16 protein-coding genes are annotated in these 14478 nt (G+C 63.0%); 10 read left to right on the forward strand and 6 right to left on the reverse strand.

Going from position 1 to position 14478, the window contains the following annotated elements; genetic code table 11:
• Positions 1-9: 9 nt before the first annotated feature.
• A complete protein-coding gene (locus CLV78_RS12550) occupies positions 10-393 on the reverse strand; it encodes an HIT domain-containing protein (RefSeq protein ID WP_106205159.1) in 384 nt (127 codons plus the stop codon).
• Positions 394-397: 4 nt separating this feature from the next.
• Positions 398-1990, reverse strand: a complete 1593-nt coding sequence (locus CLV78_RS12555; RefSeq protein WP_106205160.1) for a DUF5928 domain-containing protein — start codon at positions 1988-1990, stop codon at positions 398-400.
• A 138-nt stretch (positions 1991-2128) separates the two neighbouring features.
• Between CLV78_RS12555 and CLV78_RS12560 the strand changes: the two genes are divergently transcribed.
• Together CLV78_RS12560 and CLV78_RS12565 are read left to right on the forward strand one after the other, a co-directional pair.
• Positions 2129-2947, forward strand: coding sequence for a sulfotransferase family protein (locus CLV78_RS12560; protein ID WP_106205265.1), 819 nt, complete (start codon positions 2129-2131; stop codon positions 2945-2947).
• Between the two features lie 4 nt (positions 2948-2951).
• Positions 2952-3260 (forward strand): hypothetical protein, encoded by a 309-nt coding sequence (locus CLV78_RS12565; RefSeq protein WP_106205161.1) that lies wholly within the window; start codon positions 2952-2954, stop codon positions 3258-3260.
• 26 nt (positions 3261-3286) lie between these two features.
• On the opposite strand, the gene CLV78_RS12570 is transcribed toward CLV78_RS12565, so the two are convergent.
• The gene (locus tag CLV78_RS12570) at positions 3287-3520 is read right to left on the reverse strand and encodes a helix-turn-helix domain-containing protein (RefSeq protein WP_106205162.1); all 234 of its coding nucleotides are present in this window, start codon (positions 3518-3520) and stop codon (positions 3287-3289) included.
• A 119-nt stretch (positions 3521-3639) separates the two neighbouring features.
• Between CLV78_RS12570 and CLV78_RS12575 the strand changes: the two genes are divergently transcribed.
• Positions 3640-4029 (forward strand): thermonuclease family protein, encoded by a 390-nt coding sequence (locus CLV78_RS12575; protein WP_106205163.1) that lies wholly within the window; start codon positions 3640-3642, stop codon positions 4027-4029.
• A 9-nt stretch (positions 4030-4038) separates the two neighbouring features.
• Here CLV78_RS12575 and CLV78_RS12580 read toward each other — a convergent pair whose 3' ends face one another.
• Both CLV78_RS12580 and nth read right to left on the reverse strand, forming a co-directional pair.
• Positions 4039-5043 carry an adenosine kinase gene (locus CLV78_RS12580; protein ID WP_106205164.1) on the reverse strand — a complete coding sequence of 335 codons (1005 nt, stop codon included), beginning with the start codon at positions 5041-5043 and terminating at the stop codon, positions 4039-4041.
• Positions 5040-5681 carry an endonuclease III gene (gene nth, locus CLV78_RS12585; RefSeq protein ID WP_106205165.1) on the reverse strand — a complete coding sequence of 214 codons (642 nt, stop codon included), beginning with the start codon at positions 5679-5681 and terminating at the stop codon, positions 5040-5042. The genes CLV78_RS12580 and nth overlap by 4 nt, the downstream gene beginning before the upstream one ends.
• A 139-nt stretch (positions 5682-5820) precedes the next feature.
• On the opposite strand from nth, the gene CLV78_RS12590 reads away from it, so the two are divergent.
• From CLV78_RS12590 to CLV78_RS12620, 7 genes are all read left to right on the forward strand, one after another.
• Positions 5821-6663, forward strand: a complete 843-nt coding sequence (locus CLV78_RS12590; RefSeq protein WP_106205166.1) for a bifunctional helix-turn-helix domain-containing protein/methylated-DNA--[protein]-cysteine S-methyltransferase — start codon at positions 5821-5823, stop codon at positions 6661-6663.
• Between the two features lie 110 nt (positions 6664-6773).
• On the forward strand, positions 6774-7427 hold the full coding sequence (locus CLV78_RS12595) for a YiaD family glycine zipper/OmpA-like lipoprotein (RefSeq protein ID WP_106205167.1): 654 nt from the start codon (positions 6774-6776) through the stop codon (positions 7425-7427).
• 113 nt (positions 7428-7540) lie between these two features.
• On the forward strand, positions 7541-8311 hold the full coding sequence (locus CLV78_RS12600) for an FCD domain-containing protein (protein WP_106205168.1): 771 nt from the start codon (positions 7541-7543) through the stop codon (positions 8309-8311).
• 146 nt (positions 8312-8457) lie between these two features.
• On the forward strand, positions 8458-9774 hold the full coding sequence (locus CLV78_RS12605) for an arylsulfotransferase family protein (protein WP_106205169.1): 1317 nt from the start codon (positions 8458-8460) through the stop codon (positions 9772-9774).
• Between the two features lie 14 nt (positions 9775-9788).
• Positions 9789-10001, forward strand: coding sequence for a hypothetical protein (locus tag CLV78_RS12610; protein WP_106205170.1), 213 nt, complete (start codon positions 9789-9791; stop codon positions 9999-10001).
• Positions 10001-11443, forward strand: coding sequence for a sulfotransferase (locus CLV78_RS12615; RefSeq protein WP_106205171.1), 1443 nt, complete (start codon positions 10001-10003; stop codon positions 11441-11443). Before CLV78_RS12610 ends, CLV78_RS12615 begins: the two co-directional genes overlap by 1 nt.
• Positions 11444-12213: 770 nt before the next feature.
• Entirely contained in the window at positions 12214-12981 is a 768-nt protein-coding gene (locus CLV78_RS12620; protein WP_106205172.1) for an SDR family oxidoreductase, read from the forward strand.
• Positions 12982-13309: 328 nt separating this feature from the next.
• Here the strand turns inward: CLV78_RS12620 and fcl are convergent, their stop codons facing one another.
• Complete coding sequence (gene fcl, locus CLV78_RS12625; RefSeq protein ID WP_106205173.1) at positions 13310-14287, reverse strand: GDP-L-fucose synthase; 978 nt, start codon at positions 14285-14287, stop codon at positions 13310-13312.
• Between the last annotated feature and the right edge of the window lie 191 nt (positions 14288-14478).

The raw sequence follows: 14478 nt of genomic DNA on the forward strand, positions 1-14478 counted from the left end.
GCCGCGCAATCAGCCCGCAGGTTGCAGCATCCGGCCAAGCCCGCGCCCACCGAGTATGTGGACATGAAGATGCGGCACTTCCTGCACGCCATCGGCACCGGCATTGGCAATCAGACGGAACCCGTTGCCCCCATTCCCGGGTTGAACGCCAGCCATCTTGCACACTTCACCAACGGCACGGGTATAGTCGACGATCTCCGCCTCGCTCGCCTCAAGGGCGAAGTGGTCGTAGCAGACATACGGGCCCTTCGGGATCACGAGGACATGGACTGGGGCCTGCGGCTGGATATCCCGGAAGGCCAGTGAATGCTCCGTTTCCAGCACCGTGTCGTTGGGGATCTCTCCGCGGAGGATCTTCGCGAAGATGTTCTGATCGTCGTACTCGTAGGCCATGGGACTATCCCTCGTGCTTGTCCTCGCCGAACAGGTCGGCACTTTGCGCCACCTGTCGCGCTGTCTCCTCCGGTATACTCAGAAACCGCGACAGCGACAGCGCGATTTCAGCCGGGAGGCCGCCCTCCCGAATGTGCTCGTGATGTTCGAATCCGACAAGTCGCACCCTCTCGGCCTCGAAGGCGAGGTCATTGCGAAGCGCGGGCAGAACCCTGTCGCGCGTCGCGGTGCCCGGCGCCTCCCCAAGCAGCCCGATCTGCTGCGCGTGCCGTTGCAGCTCCTCATCGTTGAAGCGGCATTCGATCTCCAGCAGCCGGGTCGTCATCCGGTCGGATCGGAAATCCTCCATCAATTCCCTCATCGACGGATCGAGGCAGATGACAAGCGATCGGCTGCCGTGGAATCCGTAGAGCATGCGGATCAACACCCGGCGATGGCGCGCGCGTTTCTGAAGGCCCTTCTCAATTCCCCCCAGGTCAGGGAGCGGCGCGTGTTCGTCATTGAAGAGGAAGCCCGCCGTGGGGATGTCGGTACAGGCCTCGATCGCCGCCAACAGGCTCCGAGCCACATCCCATTTCTTGCAGACCACCAGCAGCAGGTCGTGGTCCTTGCCCACGTTGCCGTCGCTCTCCCAGAAACGCTTCCCGAACCGCTCCCCCACGCGACCCTGCCCGGTCAGGAACCGGTGAAGGCTGCGCCCCTCGCCGGAAATCGGAAACTCCTGTCCTGTTGCGGAGTAGAGCGTGCCAAGCCGCCACTTCAACTCCTGTGCCTCGGCGCTGATCTTGCGCGCAAACAGGGCATCCTGCCCAAGAAGCAGGTCGTAGTGATCGTTGTAAAAGGTCACCGGCACCCCGTAGTCGGTGAACATCAGGAACGTAAGCGTGCGCGACCGGATTTCCTCTCGCGGGATGACATGGCGAACGATGGTCTGAAAGAAGGTCTCGTCCGGGATCCAGGTGGTGGAGAAAAAACGCAGCACCTCTGGCCGGGCATGACAGAAGTCCAGGACTTTCGTCAGGGTCGACCGGCGCAGGCACCACCATTGGCTGCCGATCATCATCTTCAGGTCGTCGGGAATCCGCCGTTTCCAGCCCAGACGCTTTTGCAGCTCGTAGCTGCCATAGAACAGGCGCTTGTGTTTGCGTTCGTTGAAGTAGTGCCTGTAGATCAACCGCTCCTCCCGGAAGCCGGTCTTGATCCACCCACTCTCGAAGTAGTCGACGGACTCGATATGGTCCACGTCGTCCCCCCCAAGCAGCGCATGGGCAAACTCCGCCGACTTCACCGGCCAGCAATCGCCCGACAGCATGTAGAAATGCGTGGCCTCCGGAAACGCGTCCATCGCGGCCTCGATCGCCTGAAGCGTCGCCTCGACAAGGCTCCACTCCCCCCAGCCACACCGGACCCGGCGACGGGCGAAGGTCACGTTGGGGTCATCGCACAGAGCCTCCCTGAGCCGCGCGTCCTCTGACGCCGGGGCGCGGCCATCGAAATGGATCGAGACGCAATCGCCTGCGGCCGTCAGTCGACGCGCCTGCGCGATGATCGCGTCGGGGTCCTTGTGGCAAAGCAGCAGGTAGGCGATCTGCACCATTTCAGGAACAATCTTCGCAACTTAGGGGTGACTGTTATCGGTCATAGCTTGAACCGCGCCACAATTGACAGGGTTTGTTTGCTTTTTTGTTTCGATTGAGGAAAGCATGTTTGGATCACCTTAGGATGAGGCATGGCCATGGGATTTCCCGGCACCTGGATGACGGAAAGCGAGAGCATGGTCTACCGTGTGGTGCCGAAATGTGCCTGCTCCACCATTGGCCAGATCATGTACTATTCCGACCACGGGCAGTTTTTTGACGGTGACATTCACGATGCCGAGGGCGGGTTGCACAAGTGGAACCAGGACCACAGCCGTGCACCGATCACCGCGAACGTGGCGGCGCAGCGTTCCCTGACCTTCACTTGTGTACGCAATCCCTATGCCCGGATCCTGTCGTCGTTCTTCGACAAGATCTGCGGGATCCAGCGCAACGGGCGGCGGTATCGCGGCAACCTCGTGCCGCTCCTGATCCAGCGGTACGGCATCGAGGTCGGGGATCCGGAGACCGGGTTCGAGTTCGACCAGATCCGGAGCTTTCGCCGATTCCTTCTGTTTGCGCGCGACACCATCCGCTGGCGCCGGCCAATGGACCCGGACATTCACTGGTCCGACATGTCGGGACATGTGTCGACGCTCATCACCAATGGCGGCCGGTACAACCAGATCTTCTGGACCGAATCCTTCAATGACGGCATGCAGACGGTGCTCGATGCTGTCGAGACACCGAAACCGGTCGATCTCTCTGCCATCCCCCGTTTCAACGAAAGCGAAGGACATGGGCCAAAGCGCGCCCACCCGGTAGAGGCTTATTTCGACGACCTGTCGATGCATCTTGTCTACGAGATGTACCACCGTGACTTCCACCTCTTCCGCTACGATTTCGAGAACCCGGCGAACAAGATGCCGACCGGGGAAATCGACCTCGACGAAATCCATGCGAAACTGGGCGACTAGGACCATGGATTCCCGACGCTCCCCCCGGCGCCCCGCCGCCTATGACACCAGCCGCACCGAAGGCAGTGTGCACCTCTTCGTGACACGGCGTGCCGGGCTGGAGGCGGCGCTTCCCGAGGTGCTGAAAACCGTTGAGAAGAATGGCGTTATCCACGTTTTGTGGCCGGAGCGTTCCTCCGGGATCAAGACCGACCTGCGGGAACAGACAATCCGCGATGTCGCGCTCTTGCTGGGGCTGGAGGACATCAGGTCCGGCGACGCGAACGGAACGTGGTCCCGGCTGAGGTTGGTCAACCACCGGCAATTGCAATAACGTTCCCGAAATTCGGCTTGGCGTGTTCAGCCGTCTGACTTCAGCGTGACCCTGAGTTCGTAGCCGCCATCGACCTCGGTCCAGCTTGCACCCGCCTTGCCCAATGCCTTTTCCAAGGCGCGCACGGTCGAATATCCCGCTCCGGCACCGCCCTCCAACCGTTTCAAGGTCTGCACATGAACCCCGGCTGCGGCCGCGAGTTCCTTCTGCTTCATCCCGGCGGCGCGCCTTGCGCGCGCGATGACGTACCCGATCTTCATGTATGCCGCATGGCACCTGGGGGTCTCAAAATCAACCTCCTAGTCCGTAATTGATACGTCAGGTATAATTCTCTAGTCTCATCCCACCACTCCAAAGACAGGCATCGAGGAGAGCGGAGATGTTGGTGACCCTGGCGACGGGCTTCGCGTTGCTACTGACCGCGGTTCAGGGCGAGGTCTACGTGGCCCGCGCTGATACGCTGGTGATCTCCGGAACGGCCGTCCGGCTGCGTGGGATCGTCCTGCCCGACCAATCGCGCGACGAGGAAGAGGCCGCGCGTCAGGTGGTGCAGGCAATCGTCAAGGGGCATTTTGTGAGCTGCCGCCTGAATGGTGAGCGGGACGGACACATGATGCTCGGCAAATGCCTTGCCGATGGCGAGGACATTGCCGACATGTTGGTCAGCCAGGGTGTCGCGCTCGAATGCTCAGGTCGGTCAGATCGTCAGGATCCCGCGCCGGATCCCGATGGGCCGCGCGACGATCCTGCACCGGACACGACCTGCTAGGCGCGCCGCTCAGCCGAGCTCCCGAACAAGGCCCGCCTGCCGGAAGAGATCCAGCGTATCGGTTTCGGGACGCGGTCCCATGTGGCCGATCACTTCACCAGCACAAATGACCCCCATCCGCCCACAGGTCTCAAGGTCCCGGCCAGTGCTCAGCCCGAAGAGGAACCCGGCGGCGAACTGGTCCCCTGCCCCGGTCGCATCCACGGGTGTCACGCGGTGAACCGGCACCTCGATGCGCTCACCACCCCGGATCAGAACGACATCGTCGCCCGAGCGCGTGCAGACCACGAGGTCGCAATCCACGGCCGCATGGGCCAGCGCATTCTCGAGGTCGTCCGTCTCGTAGAGCGAGCACCATTCGTGAACATTGCCGATGACGTAGTCCATCTCGTTGGCCACAAGGGACCGGAAATCGGCACGATGGCGGTCAACGCAGAAAGGATCGGACAATGCGATGCCAGCCTCGCCGCCCGCCGCCTTGCACAAGCGCGTGGCAGCAAGGAAGGCTTCCTTGCCCTTGTCCTTGTCGAACAGGTAGCCCTCCAGGAACAGGATCTCGGCCCCCTCGGCAACCTCAGGCGGCACGTCACCCGGCCCCACTTCGGCAGAGATCCCGAGATAGGTGTTCATGGACCGCTCACCGTCCGGAGAAACGAAGATCATCGAGCGGGAGGTGGGCAATTCGCCCTCCGGAACCGGGACGTTGACATAGTCGGTACCGTCCTTCGCCAGCGCATCGACATAGTACCGACCCAACGCATCGTCGCGCACCCGCCCCATGAAGGCGGTCTTCAACCCAAGATGGCCAAGTCCGGCCAGCGTATTTGCCACCGACCCGCCGGGGGCCTGCTGACGGTCGTCCATGGCAGCATAGAGAACCTCGGCGCGCTCCTTTTCGATCAGTTGCATGATGCCCTTCTCGATCCCCATGATGTCGAGAAAGCTGTCATCGGAATGGGACAGCACGTCCACGATCGCATTGCCGATGCCGACAACCTTGTACTTCGGGCTCATTCCACGCCGTCCTTCTGGCAGAATTCCTCGATCACGCAGACCGAGCAGTTGGGTTTGCGCGCCTTGCAAACATAGCGGCCGTGCAGGATCAACCAATGATGGGCGTGCCGGGCGAAATCGGCCGGAACATTGTCCTCGATGGCACGTTCGACCGCGACGACATCCTTGCCGGGCGCGATCCCCGTCCGGTTTCCGACCCGGAAAATGTGCGTGTCGACGGCCTGCGTGGGCATGCCCCACCACATGTTCAGCACCACGTTGGCCGTCTTTCGACCGACGCCGGGCAAGCTCTCCAACGCGGCACGGGAATTGGGCACCTCGCCGTCGAAATCCTCGACGAGGATCTTAGAGAGCTTCATCACGTTCTTTGCCTTGTTGCGATAGAGCCCGATGGTCCTGATATGCTCGATCAACGCCTCCTCGCCGAGGTCCAGCATCTCCTGCGGCGTGGAAACCCTGGCGAAAAGATCCCGGGTGGCCCGGTTCACCCCCTTGTCGGTGGCCTGCGCCGAAAGCGCCACGGCAACGACAAGCGTGTAGGCGTTTGTGTGCTCCAGTTCGCCCCTGGGCTCGGGCTCGCTCTCCCGGAAACGCTCGAAGATCTGCCGCAGGGTGCCGTAGGGAAGTTGCCTGGCCATGGGTGCCTCGCTGGTGTTGATGCTTCGGTGTAACGCCAATCCGGCGGGATGCAACGCGAGAGCGGGAAAGGCGCAGGAAACGGGTCGCTCTGGCGCTGCGCGGTCTCTAGGTTGAAGGCCAACAGGAGGAGCGTCCGAGATGAGCACCGAGACCAGCTACCATTTTCAGGTCATGCGCCGCGCGCTGGACGAGATCGACGCCGCGCAAGAGGCTGGAGAACTGCTGTCGCTGGAGGGGCTGTCGTCGCGGATGAACATGAGCCCTGCACATTTCCAACGCCTGTTCAGCCAATGGGTGGGTGTCTCGCCCAAGCGATACCAGCAGTACCTTGCGCTGGGACAGGCCAAGGCGTTGCTGAGGGAGAGTTTCACCACACTGGAAGCCGCCGATGCGATCGGGCTTTCCGGCTCCAGCCGCCTGCACGACATGTTCCTGCGCTGGGAAGCGATGACACCCGGCACATACGCCAAGGGCGGAGAGGGGCTGGAGATCTACTACGGCTGGTTCGACACGCCGTTCGGAGAGAGCCTCGCCATGGGCACACGCAAGGGGCTTTGCGGGCTCGCTTTCACCTCGGAGACCGGGCGGGACGCCGCTATGGAAGATATGCGCAGCCGCTGGCCCGCCGCCACCTACCGGGAGGATCCGGAGACGCTTTCGCCGTGGATGGAGGCCGCCCTCGGCAATGGCGGTGAGGCACAGCTCCACTTGATCGGCGCCCCGTTCCAGATCAAGGTCTGGGAAGCGTTGCTGTCCATCCCCACCGGCCAGGTCACCACCTACTCGGAGATCGCCGGCGCCATCGGCAACCCGCGTGCCGTTCGTGCCGTGGGCACGGCCGTCGGACGCAACCCGGTGTCCTGGCTGATCCCCTGCCACCGCGCCATCCGCAAGGACGGCGACCTGGGCGGGTATCATTGGGGGCTGCCGGTCAAACGCGCGCTGCTGGCCTGGGAATCCGCCCGCGCAGAGGCCGGTTGACCACTGAAAGCTGCGCAAATCTTTGCCATCGGGCCTTCAAGGGGCTGGCAACCGGCGGCGCGTGTCGTATCAACGTTTTCAGAAACAAGAAAGCAGACGAGGCACAAAGCATGACCTTCCGCCTTCCCATGGCCGTGGCCGCCTGTGGCGTCCTGGGCCTCTCGGCCTGTACGGACCCTGCGCAGCTGAACCCGGACACCAACTACACGCGCGACAATGCCATTGTCGGAGGCGCGCTCGGCACCGTCGCCGGCCTCGCCGCCACAGGCGGCAGGGCCAAGGGCGCCCTTGCCGGGGCCGCGATCGGCGCCGGCGCCGGTGCGCTGATCGGCAACCAAATGGACAAGCAGGCCGCCGCCCTGCGCCAGTCCATCGGTGACAACCGGATCATCATCAACCAGCAGGGCGACGTTCTGGTCGTGACACTGCCGCAGGACATTCTGTTCGATGTCGACAGCACGGCGGTGCGCGCGGATCTGCAGGACGAACTGCGCGCCCTCGCATTGAACCTGAACGAGTTCCCGGACACCACCGCGCAGGTCGTCGGCCACACCGACAACACCGGTGACGCCACCTACAACCAGGACCTGTCGGTGCGCCGTGCGCAAACCGTGTCCAACATCATTGCCGCAAACGGCGTTGCGCCCACGCGCCTGACCGCGCTTGGCCGCGGCGAGGATGCGCCGGTTGCATCGAACCTGTCGGAGGAAGGCCGCGCGCAGAACCGGCGTGTGGATATACTGATCCGTCCAGCCAGCACCTGACCGACACACCCATGCCGGGGGCGCCTCTGTGGTGCCTCCAGCTCCATTTGCCCATGGCCTTGCCGCCCTCCCTCGAAAATGGTCAAATCGCTTGACCAATTGCGAGCGTTGCCATGCCATTCACCCCGATCGATTCCGAGAAACTCAGCCACGCGGTGGTCCGTCAGATCGAATTGCTGATCCTGCGCGGCGTCCTTCGCCCCGGCGAACGGTTGCCGGCGGAGCGGGACCTTGCGGAGCGGTTGGGCGTCTCCCGCCCTTCGTTGCGCGAAGCCATCAGCGAGCTGGAAGACCGCGGTCTGCTACAGCGACGTGCCGGGGCGGGCATCTTCGTAGCCGCGCTTCTGGGGCCGGCATTCTCCGATCCGATGATCCGCCTCTTCTCCGCCTATGACGAAGCCGTCTTCGACTACATCGCCTTCCGCCGCGATATGGAGGCGCTGGCCGCCGAACGTGCCGCGCGCCTGGGGTCGGACACCGACCTCGCGGTGATATCCGAGATCTTCCACAAGATGGAGGCCGCGCATTCCAGCCGCTCCGGCACCGAGGAGGCGCGGCTCGACGCCGATTTTCACATGGCCATCATCGAGGCCGGCCACAACCTCGTAATGCTTCACATGATGCGCGCCATGTATCACCTCCTGCGCGAAGGTGTCTTCTACAACCGCAAGGCCATGTTCCGCCAACGCACGACACGCAGCGCCTTGCTGGCGCAGCACAAGGCGATCCACGACACCATCATTGCCCGCGATCCCGACGCTTCACGCGCGGCCGTTGAAGCTCATCTGGACTATGTGGAGCAATCCATGCTGGACATGCGACGGGCCGAACGCAACGAGGCCGTGGCCCGGCAAAGGCTTCAGCACGCGACCGGCACGTCCTGACATTCCGGATTGCGGCAGTCAGGGCGCACCCACCGGCCAAGCCCATCGCCTCCGGACAAGGGCATTGCCAGCCCCTCGCGATCATGCCAAGCCATTCCAAAGTGCCGCCGCAAAAGGCGCATCAATCCGAGGCCCGGTAGTCCACAATGCGATCGCTGTTCAAAGCCCTTCCGCAGATCCTGTTTGTGGTTTCGATCCTCGCGACAACCTATCTCATCGGCGCGTTGTCGATGAACAACAACATCTTTCCGATCCCGCAACTCAAGCAGGCGCGGCAGATGGTCAAATCCACGCTGGACTCCGTGTTCAAGCGCGATACCCAGTTCGAGATAGCGGGCGAACAGATCATGGTCCCGCATCCTGAACGGATCGACGACCGGCTGATATTGCTGTCGGGGGTCGGGGGCGATCGTCTGAACTTCCTGCGGGTCATTGACCGCACTGGTGCCGTCGTACACGAGATCAAACCCGACTGGTTCGAGATCTGGCCCGACGATTCCGCTTTCCCGCGCAGCAAGCGCCCGAAACAGCAGCCCGGCGCGACCCTGCACGGGTTCGACATCCTCCCGGACGGTGACATCGTGGTCAACTTCGAACACCTCTCCACGTTCCGGATCGACCTCTGCGGCGAGGTTCAGTGGAAGCTAGCCAATCTCGGTCACCATTCCGTGCACCTGGCGGAGGACGATGTGCTGTGGGTCTCTGCCGAAGAAAGCACGGACCAGAACCCGTCGGGCTTCCGGAACCATCACGCCCCGGTGGCGTCCTGGACCATTCAGCAGGTGTCGCTCGACGGGGACATCCTGTCCTCCGTGCCGGTCATCAGGATCCTGGAAGACAACGACCTGCTCGGCCTGCTCTTCGCCTCCTCCCTTGAGAACACGTCCGTGAGCGCCTCCGGCGACACGCTGCACCTCAACGACATCGAGGTCTTTCCGTCCACATTGCAATCCGACGTCTTCGAGCCGGGCGACATCCTGTTTTCTCTGCGGAACATCAATAGCGTTCTGGTCATCGACCCCGATACCCACAGGCTCAAATACCACCACACCGGTCACCTGCTGCGGCAACATGATCCCGACTTCATTGGCGGAAACCTGATCTCGGTCTTCGACAACAGGAACCTGAAGCCCTCAACCGGGCCCGGTTCCCTTGCCAGCCGGGTCGTCGTTCTGGACGCTGCGACGGGTGCGCACCAGGTGGTACTGGATGGCGCCGGAGAGAACGGGTTTTTCACTGATATCATGGGCGATCATCAGCACACGCGCGATGGCAACATCCTCGTCACCTCCTCGCGCGAGGGCCGGATTGCCGAGTACGGCGCCGACGGTACGTTGCTCTGGCGCTACCAGAACAACATCGGAGACGGGCGCGTCGGCCTGATCTCTGGCAGCATGTTGCTGCCACCCGAAATGGACACGGCCTTCTTCGCTGAACGCGCCCGCTCCTGCCAACAGAACTGACCAGAGAGGACATCATGCGCACCCTCGCCCTCGCTCTCCTTCCGGCACTCGCCCTCGCATCGCCCGCGCAGGCCTATATCGGCCCCGGTGCGGGGATAGGTGCAATCGCGACCATGTTCGCGCTTGTAGCGGTCGTCATCCTGCTTGTCGTGGGCTTCGTCTGGTACCCGGTCAAGCGGCTCCTGAACCGGAACAGGAAACCCACCGGCAACGACAGCACGGAATAATGCCGTTCGCCGCCCTCGCCGCCGCGCTCCTGTCCGTGGTCGTCGTCGTGATTGCCTTCCGGCGGCTCGACGTGGCCCGACACATCGCGACCGGCATGGAGCAGGCCAACACCGGGATCGGCGCCATGTTCGATTCCACATTGGACGATGCCGAGAAGGAGGTCCGGATCCGAAAGGCCGGGCTTGGGTTGCTGGGCAAGCTCGTCCTCACCCTGTGGTGGACCGCCGTCTGCGTCCTGATCGCGGCAATACCCCTGACACTCGCACATCTCACCGGGGTGGCAACGGCGGCCGAAGTGCTCGCCGTCATGTTCGACTGGCGTTTCATCGTTGGCGTCACACTCGCCGCCATCCCGGCGGTTGCCATCATGAAACGCAGGGGCGACAGGGCAAACGCCACCTATTCCCGCGCGGACCAGGCCCTGCATCGCTTCGCTTTCTCCGGCACGGGCTTCCAGCAACGACTGGCGGATTGGGATCGACGGGCCTTCCCGGGCCGGATCGAAGCCGTCGAAGACCGGGCCCCGATCTTCATCGCCGGCCTCCCCAGGGCCGGAACAACCGTTTTGCTCAATGCGCTGCACGACCTGCCGCAGGTCGCAACGCATCGCTATCGGGACATGCCCTTCGTCACCGCGCCATTGCTTTGGGACCACGTCTCACGCCCCTTCCGCCTATCGTCGGAGACGCGACAGCGCGCCCATGGCGACGGGATATACGTGGGGTTCGACAGCCCCGAAGCCTTCGAGGAAGTGCTCTGGAAGATGTTCTGGCCAGAGAAATACAACCCCGAGCGGATTGCGCTCTGGCAATCCGAGGACGGAAACGAAGACGCCGAGGCGTTCTTTCGCGAACACTTTCGCAAGATCGTCGCTCTGCGCACCGAGGGGGCCGGCCGATACGTCTCCAAGAACAACGGCAACATCGGGCGCCTCGCCCTGCTGCCGGACATGTTCCCCGACTCGCGGATCGTGGTCCCGGTGCGCGACCCGCTCGAACACGCCGCCTCTCTTCAGCGCCAGCACGAGAACTTCCTGCGCCAGCAGGACGACGACCCGTTCGTGGAGCGCTACATGTCCGATATCGGGCACTACGAGTTCGGCCACCTTCACCGTCCGTTTGCATTCGATGGGTTTGCGCCAGACTCGCTCGACCCTTCGCAGCCGGACTACTGGTTGCACTACTGGATCGCCGCCTATTCCGACGTTCTGCAAAAGGTAGACCGGCTGGATATCGTCGACAGCGATCACCTCAGTCGACATGCCGCCCGAGATATCGTGGCAATCTGCCTTCGGATTGGGCTGGAACCCGGTGAAGCGAACCTCGCGCACCATTTCCGCCCCATCGCTCCGCGTGCCGACCGCGACTCCTATTCGCCTGGGCTGCGCGCCCGTGCCTCCGAAGTTCACGAGCAGCTTCAGGCGCAGGCCATTCGCGGCTGAGGCGGGTCACCGGTGCAAGCGGTCTGCTGCAAGCCCACGCTCGGGAGCGTTGCGGACGAGGTCTCGGGACGGGCCGGGTGGGCCCGATTGCCCTGTGTGTTTTTCCACATGGATAGCAATCGGCGCCAACCGATGCCTCGTCGTTTCTGGTGGCCAGAGGCATGCCAAGGCACCTGATGCGCATACCGAATGCTGTAGTGGACCGCTGTGGATCGGGCGAGCATGGACCGGCAGAACCATAGCCCCCTGCAAAGGGACGAACACCTGCACCAGCGGCACCATGGGTCGCTGCGCGGGTGCTTCCCGCTCGTCGATCTCTCCGGTTTCCCGGACAGGCTTTGAGGTACCGATCAGACCTACGGTCGCCTTCGGTGTTCCATCTTTCAAATGATTGTCCTATCTCGAGTTTATGCCGACACAAATCAGATCCGACCCTCCGCGCGTGGACCGGGAGCCATTTGGTCCACGGGGCCGGTAGTGCAGGCAGGGAGGGTGACGCCATGCCAAATTCGAGAACCGCTGGTTTCAGCCCACGTGGCGCCAGCACAAGATGCCGACCACGACAGACGCCCGAAACCCCGGCCCTGCAAGACACTGGCCGATCTCTTGCATTGTTCCCGGTCCCGAGCGTGTATTCGAACAGATCAGCACCCGGGTCGGGCACCGGGTGCCGCGATCACGACGGCGGGCGGTGGTGGAACACGGCACCTGTCCTGCGACATCGATCAATCTGACACCAACAACCAGTTTCCCAGAACCGAGGTAGCACCATGAGCCCGAAACTGTTCGATCTCAGCGGCAAGACCGCATTGATAACCGGATCCTCTCGCGGCCTTGGTCGCGCGATGGCAGAAGGCATGGCAGCCTGCGGTGCGCGTATCGTCCTGAACGGCGCGAACGAGGGGCGGCTCGCCACTGCGGTGCAAGAGATGAAATCTGCGGGGCACGACGTGATCGGCATTCCCTTCGACGTCGCCGATGAAGCCGCCGTCATAGCGGCGTTCGAGGCTCTCGATGCGCAGGGCGTGGCGGTCGACATCCTGGTCAACAACGCCGGAATCCAGTTCCGTAAACCAATGCTGGAGCTGGATACCGCCGATTGGCAGCGCGTGATCGACGTGAACCTGACAGCCGCCTTTGTGACAGCGCGGGAGGCCGCCCGGCGCATGGCACCACGCGGCACTGGCAAGGTCATCAACATCGGTTCGCTGCTTTCCAAACTCGGCCGCGCCACGGTGACGCCCTATGCGGCGGCCAAGGGCGGGATCCTGATGCTGACCCGGAACATGGCCGCCGAATGGGGCGCGCTCGGGATCCAGGCCAATGCGATCGGTCCGGGTTACATGGCCACGGAAATGAACACCCCGCTGATCGAGGACGAGGATTTCGATGCCTGGGTGAAGGGCCGCACGCCCATGGGGCGCTGGGGACAGCCGGACGAGTTGGTCGGAACAGCGATCTATCTCGCCTCGGACGCCTCCAACTACGTCACCGGGCAGATCATCTATGTCGATGGCGGTATGAGCGTGGTGCTGTGAAACGAATGCGGTTTCCACCAGCGTTGAACGGGTTGCAAGGATCACCGGTGGCGAGCGGATCGGGCGCCCCCCGTCACGCGCTACATTCCCACTGATCGTCCCTGGCAAAACGACACTCACCGATTGCGACGGTCGCGCTGACGGGCGGTTTCATGGGCGCACACGGATAGAGACGCGCTCTGTACAAGTGCCCGGAGGGACAAAATCGCTCGTCACTTGGCCGCCCATTGCTGCTATCCCCGCCGAACCCAATGGCAAAGCGACCAGTATCATCAAGAGTTCCAGCGTCGACTGAAGCGCCAACGCTGAAAGGCGCAGGCAGTTCCTGTTACTTCGCCCGCAACCGGCTTCGATCCTGCGCCAGAAACCACGCATAGGTCTGTGCGATACCGTCTTCCAGCGCGACCGACGCGGTCCAGCCAAGACGGGCCAGACGGCTTACATCCATGAGCTTGCGCGGGGTGCCGTCCGGCTTCGTCTCGTCGAACACCAGATCCCCCTTGAATCCGGTGACCTTTGCCACGGTCTCCGCCAGCTCACGGATCGTCACATCGGTACCGGAGCCCACGTTGATGTGGCTCAGCATCGGTTCGGTCTCGCGCCCGTAGGTCGCCTTATCAAGATCCAGCACGAAGAGCGAAGCCGCGGCCATATCGTCCACGTGAAGGAACTCCCGCATCGGCTTGCCAGAACCCCAGATCACGACCTCGCTGGCGTTGCGCGCGGCCGCTTCGTGGAACCGCAGGATCAGTGCCGGCAGAACATGTGAGTTCTCCGGGTGGTAGTTGTCACCCGGGCCGTAGAGGTTCGTCGGCATCACCGAGCGATAGTCGGTGCCGTACTGGCGGTTGTAGCTCTCGCAGAGCTTGATCCCGGCGATCTTCGCTATTGCATAGGGCTCGTTGGTCGGCTCAAGCGGGCCGGTCAGCAGTGCATCCTCGCGCATCGGCTGCTCTGCCTCCCTGGGGTAGATGCAGGACGAGCCCAATTGCAAAAGCCGCATGACCCCGGCCTCGTAGGCCTGGTGAATCACGTTGCATTCCATCATCGTGTTTTCATAGATGAACTGCGCAGGATAGCTGTTGTTGGCGACAATGCCGCCGACCCGAGCGGCTGCGAGGATCACCACATCGGGGCGCGCGCATTGCATGAACTCCCGAACGGCGCCTTGCTCGGTCAGATCCAGTTCGGCGCTCGTGCGGGTCAAGATCTCCAACGGCTCACCAGCCGCCTGCCGGGCTTCAAGCTTGCGCATGATCCCGCCTCCGACCATGCCACGATGGCCTGCAACGTAAATCCTGGTCATCTTGCCTCCGCTGGGGTTGCCCGAATGCGCATGTCGCCGAATGCGTGACATGTCTTACCGAGTGCAGCGACATTGGCCAAGCGGACACGTTCGGACAGTGGCAGCGCGCGTCAATCCGCGACCGCGCGGCCAACCGCGCTTGCGAGGGGCATCGCCGCACACCGACGCGGTGCGCTCGCAACCGGCCACCC

Source organism: Aliiruegeria haliotis (genome assembly GCF_003003255.1).
GTDB lineage: Bacteria > Pseudomonadota > Alphaproteobacteria > Rhodobacterales > Rhodobacteraceae > Tropicimonas > Tropicimonas haliotis.

Coding starts and splice junctions, on each gene's coding strand:
- CLV78_RS12550 (WP_106205159.1), bottom strand. CDS start 393: ATGGCCTACGAGTACGACGATCAGAACATCTTCGCGAAGATCCTCCGC.
- CLV78_RS12555 (WP_106205160.1), bottom strand. CDS start 1,990: ATGGTGCAGATCGCCTACCTGCTGCTTTGCCACAAGGACCCCGACGCG.
- CLV78_RS12560 (WP_106205265.1), top strand. CDS start 2,129: ATGGGATTTCCCGGCACCTGGATGACGGAAAGCGAGAGCATGGTCTAC.
- CLV78_RS12565 (WP_106205161.1), top strand. CDS start 2,952: ATGGATTCCCGACGCTCCCCCCGGCGCCCCGCCGCCTATGACACCAGC.
- CLV78_RS12570 (WP_106205162.1), bottom strand. CDS start 3,520: ATGAAGATCGGGTACGTCATCGCGCGCGCAAGGCGCGCCGCCGGGATG.
- CLV78_RS12575 (WP_106205163.1), top strand. CDS start 3,640: ATGTTGGTGACCCTGGCGACGGGCTTCGCGTTGCTACTGACCGCGGTT.
- CLV78_RS12580 (WP_106205164.1), bottom strand. CDS start 5,043: ATGAGCCCGAAGTACAAGGTTGTCGGCATCGGCAATGCGATCGTGGAC.
- nth (WP_106205165.1), bottom strand. CDS start 5,681: ATGGCCAGGCAACTTCCCTACGGCACCCTGCGGCAGATCTTCGAGCGT.
- CLV78_RS12590 (WP_106205166.1), top strand. CDS start 5,821: ATGAGCACCGAGACCAGCTACCATTTTCAGGTCATGCGCCGCGCGCTG.
- CLV78_RS12595 (WP_106205167.1), top strand. CDS start 6,774: ATGACCTTCCGCCTTCCCATGGCCGTGGCCGCCTGTGGCGTCCTGGGC.
- CLV78_RS12600 (WP_106205168.1), top strand. CDS start 7,541: ATGCCATTCACCCCGATCGATTCCGAGAAACTCAGCCACGCGGTGGTC.
- CLV78_RS12605 (WP_106205169.1), top strand. CDS start 8,458: ATGCGATCGCTGTTCAAAGCCCTTCCGCAGATCCTGTTTGTGGTTTCG.
- CLV78_RS12610 (WP_106205170.1), top strand. CDS start 9,789: ATGCGCACCCTCGCCCTCGCTCTCCTTCCGGCACTCGCCCTCGCATCG.
- CLV78_RS12615 (WP_106205171.1), top strand. CDS start 10,001: ATGCCGTTCGCCGCCCTCGCCGCCGCGCTCCTGTCCGTGGTCGTCGTC.
- CLV78_RS12620 (WP_106205172.1), top strand. CDS start 12,214: ATGAGCCCGAAACTGTTCGATCTCAGCGGCAAGACCGCATTGATAACC.
- fcl (WP_106205173.1), bottom strand. CDS start 14,287: ATGACCAGGATTTACGTTGCAGGCCATCGTGGCATGGTCGGAGGCGGG.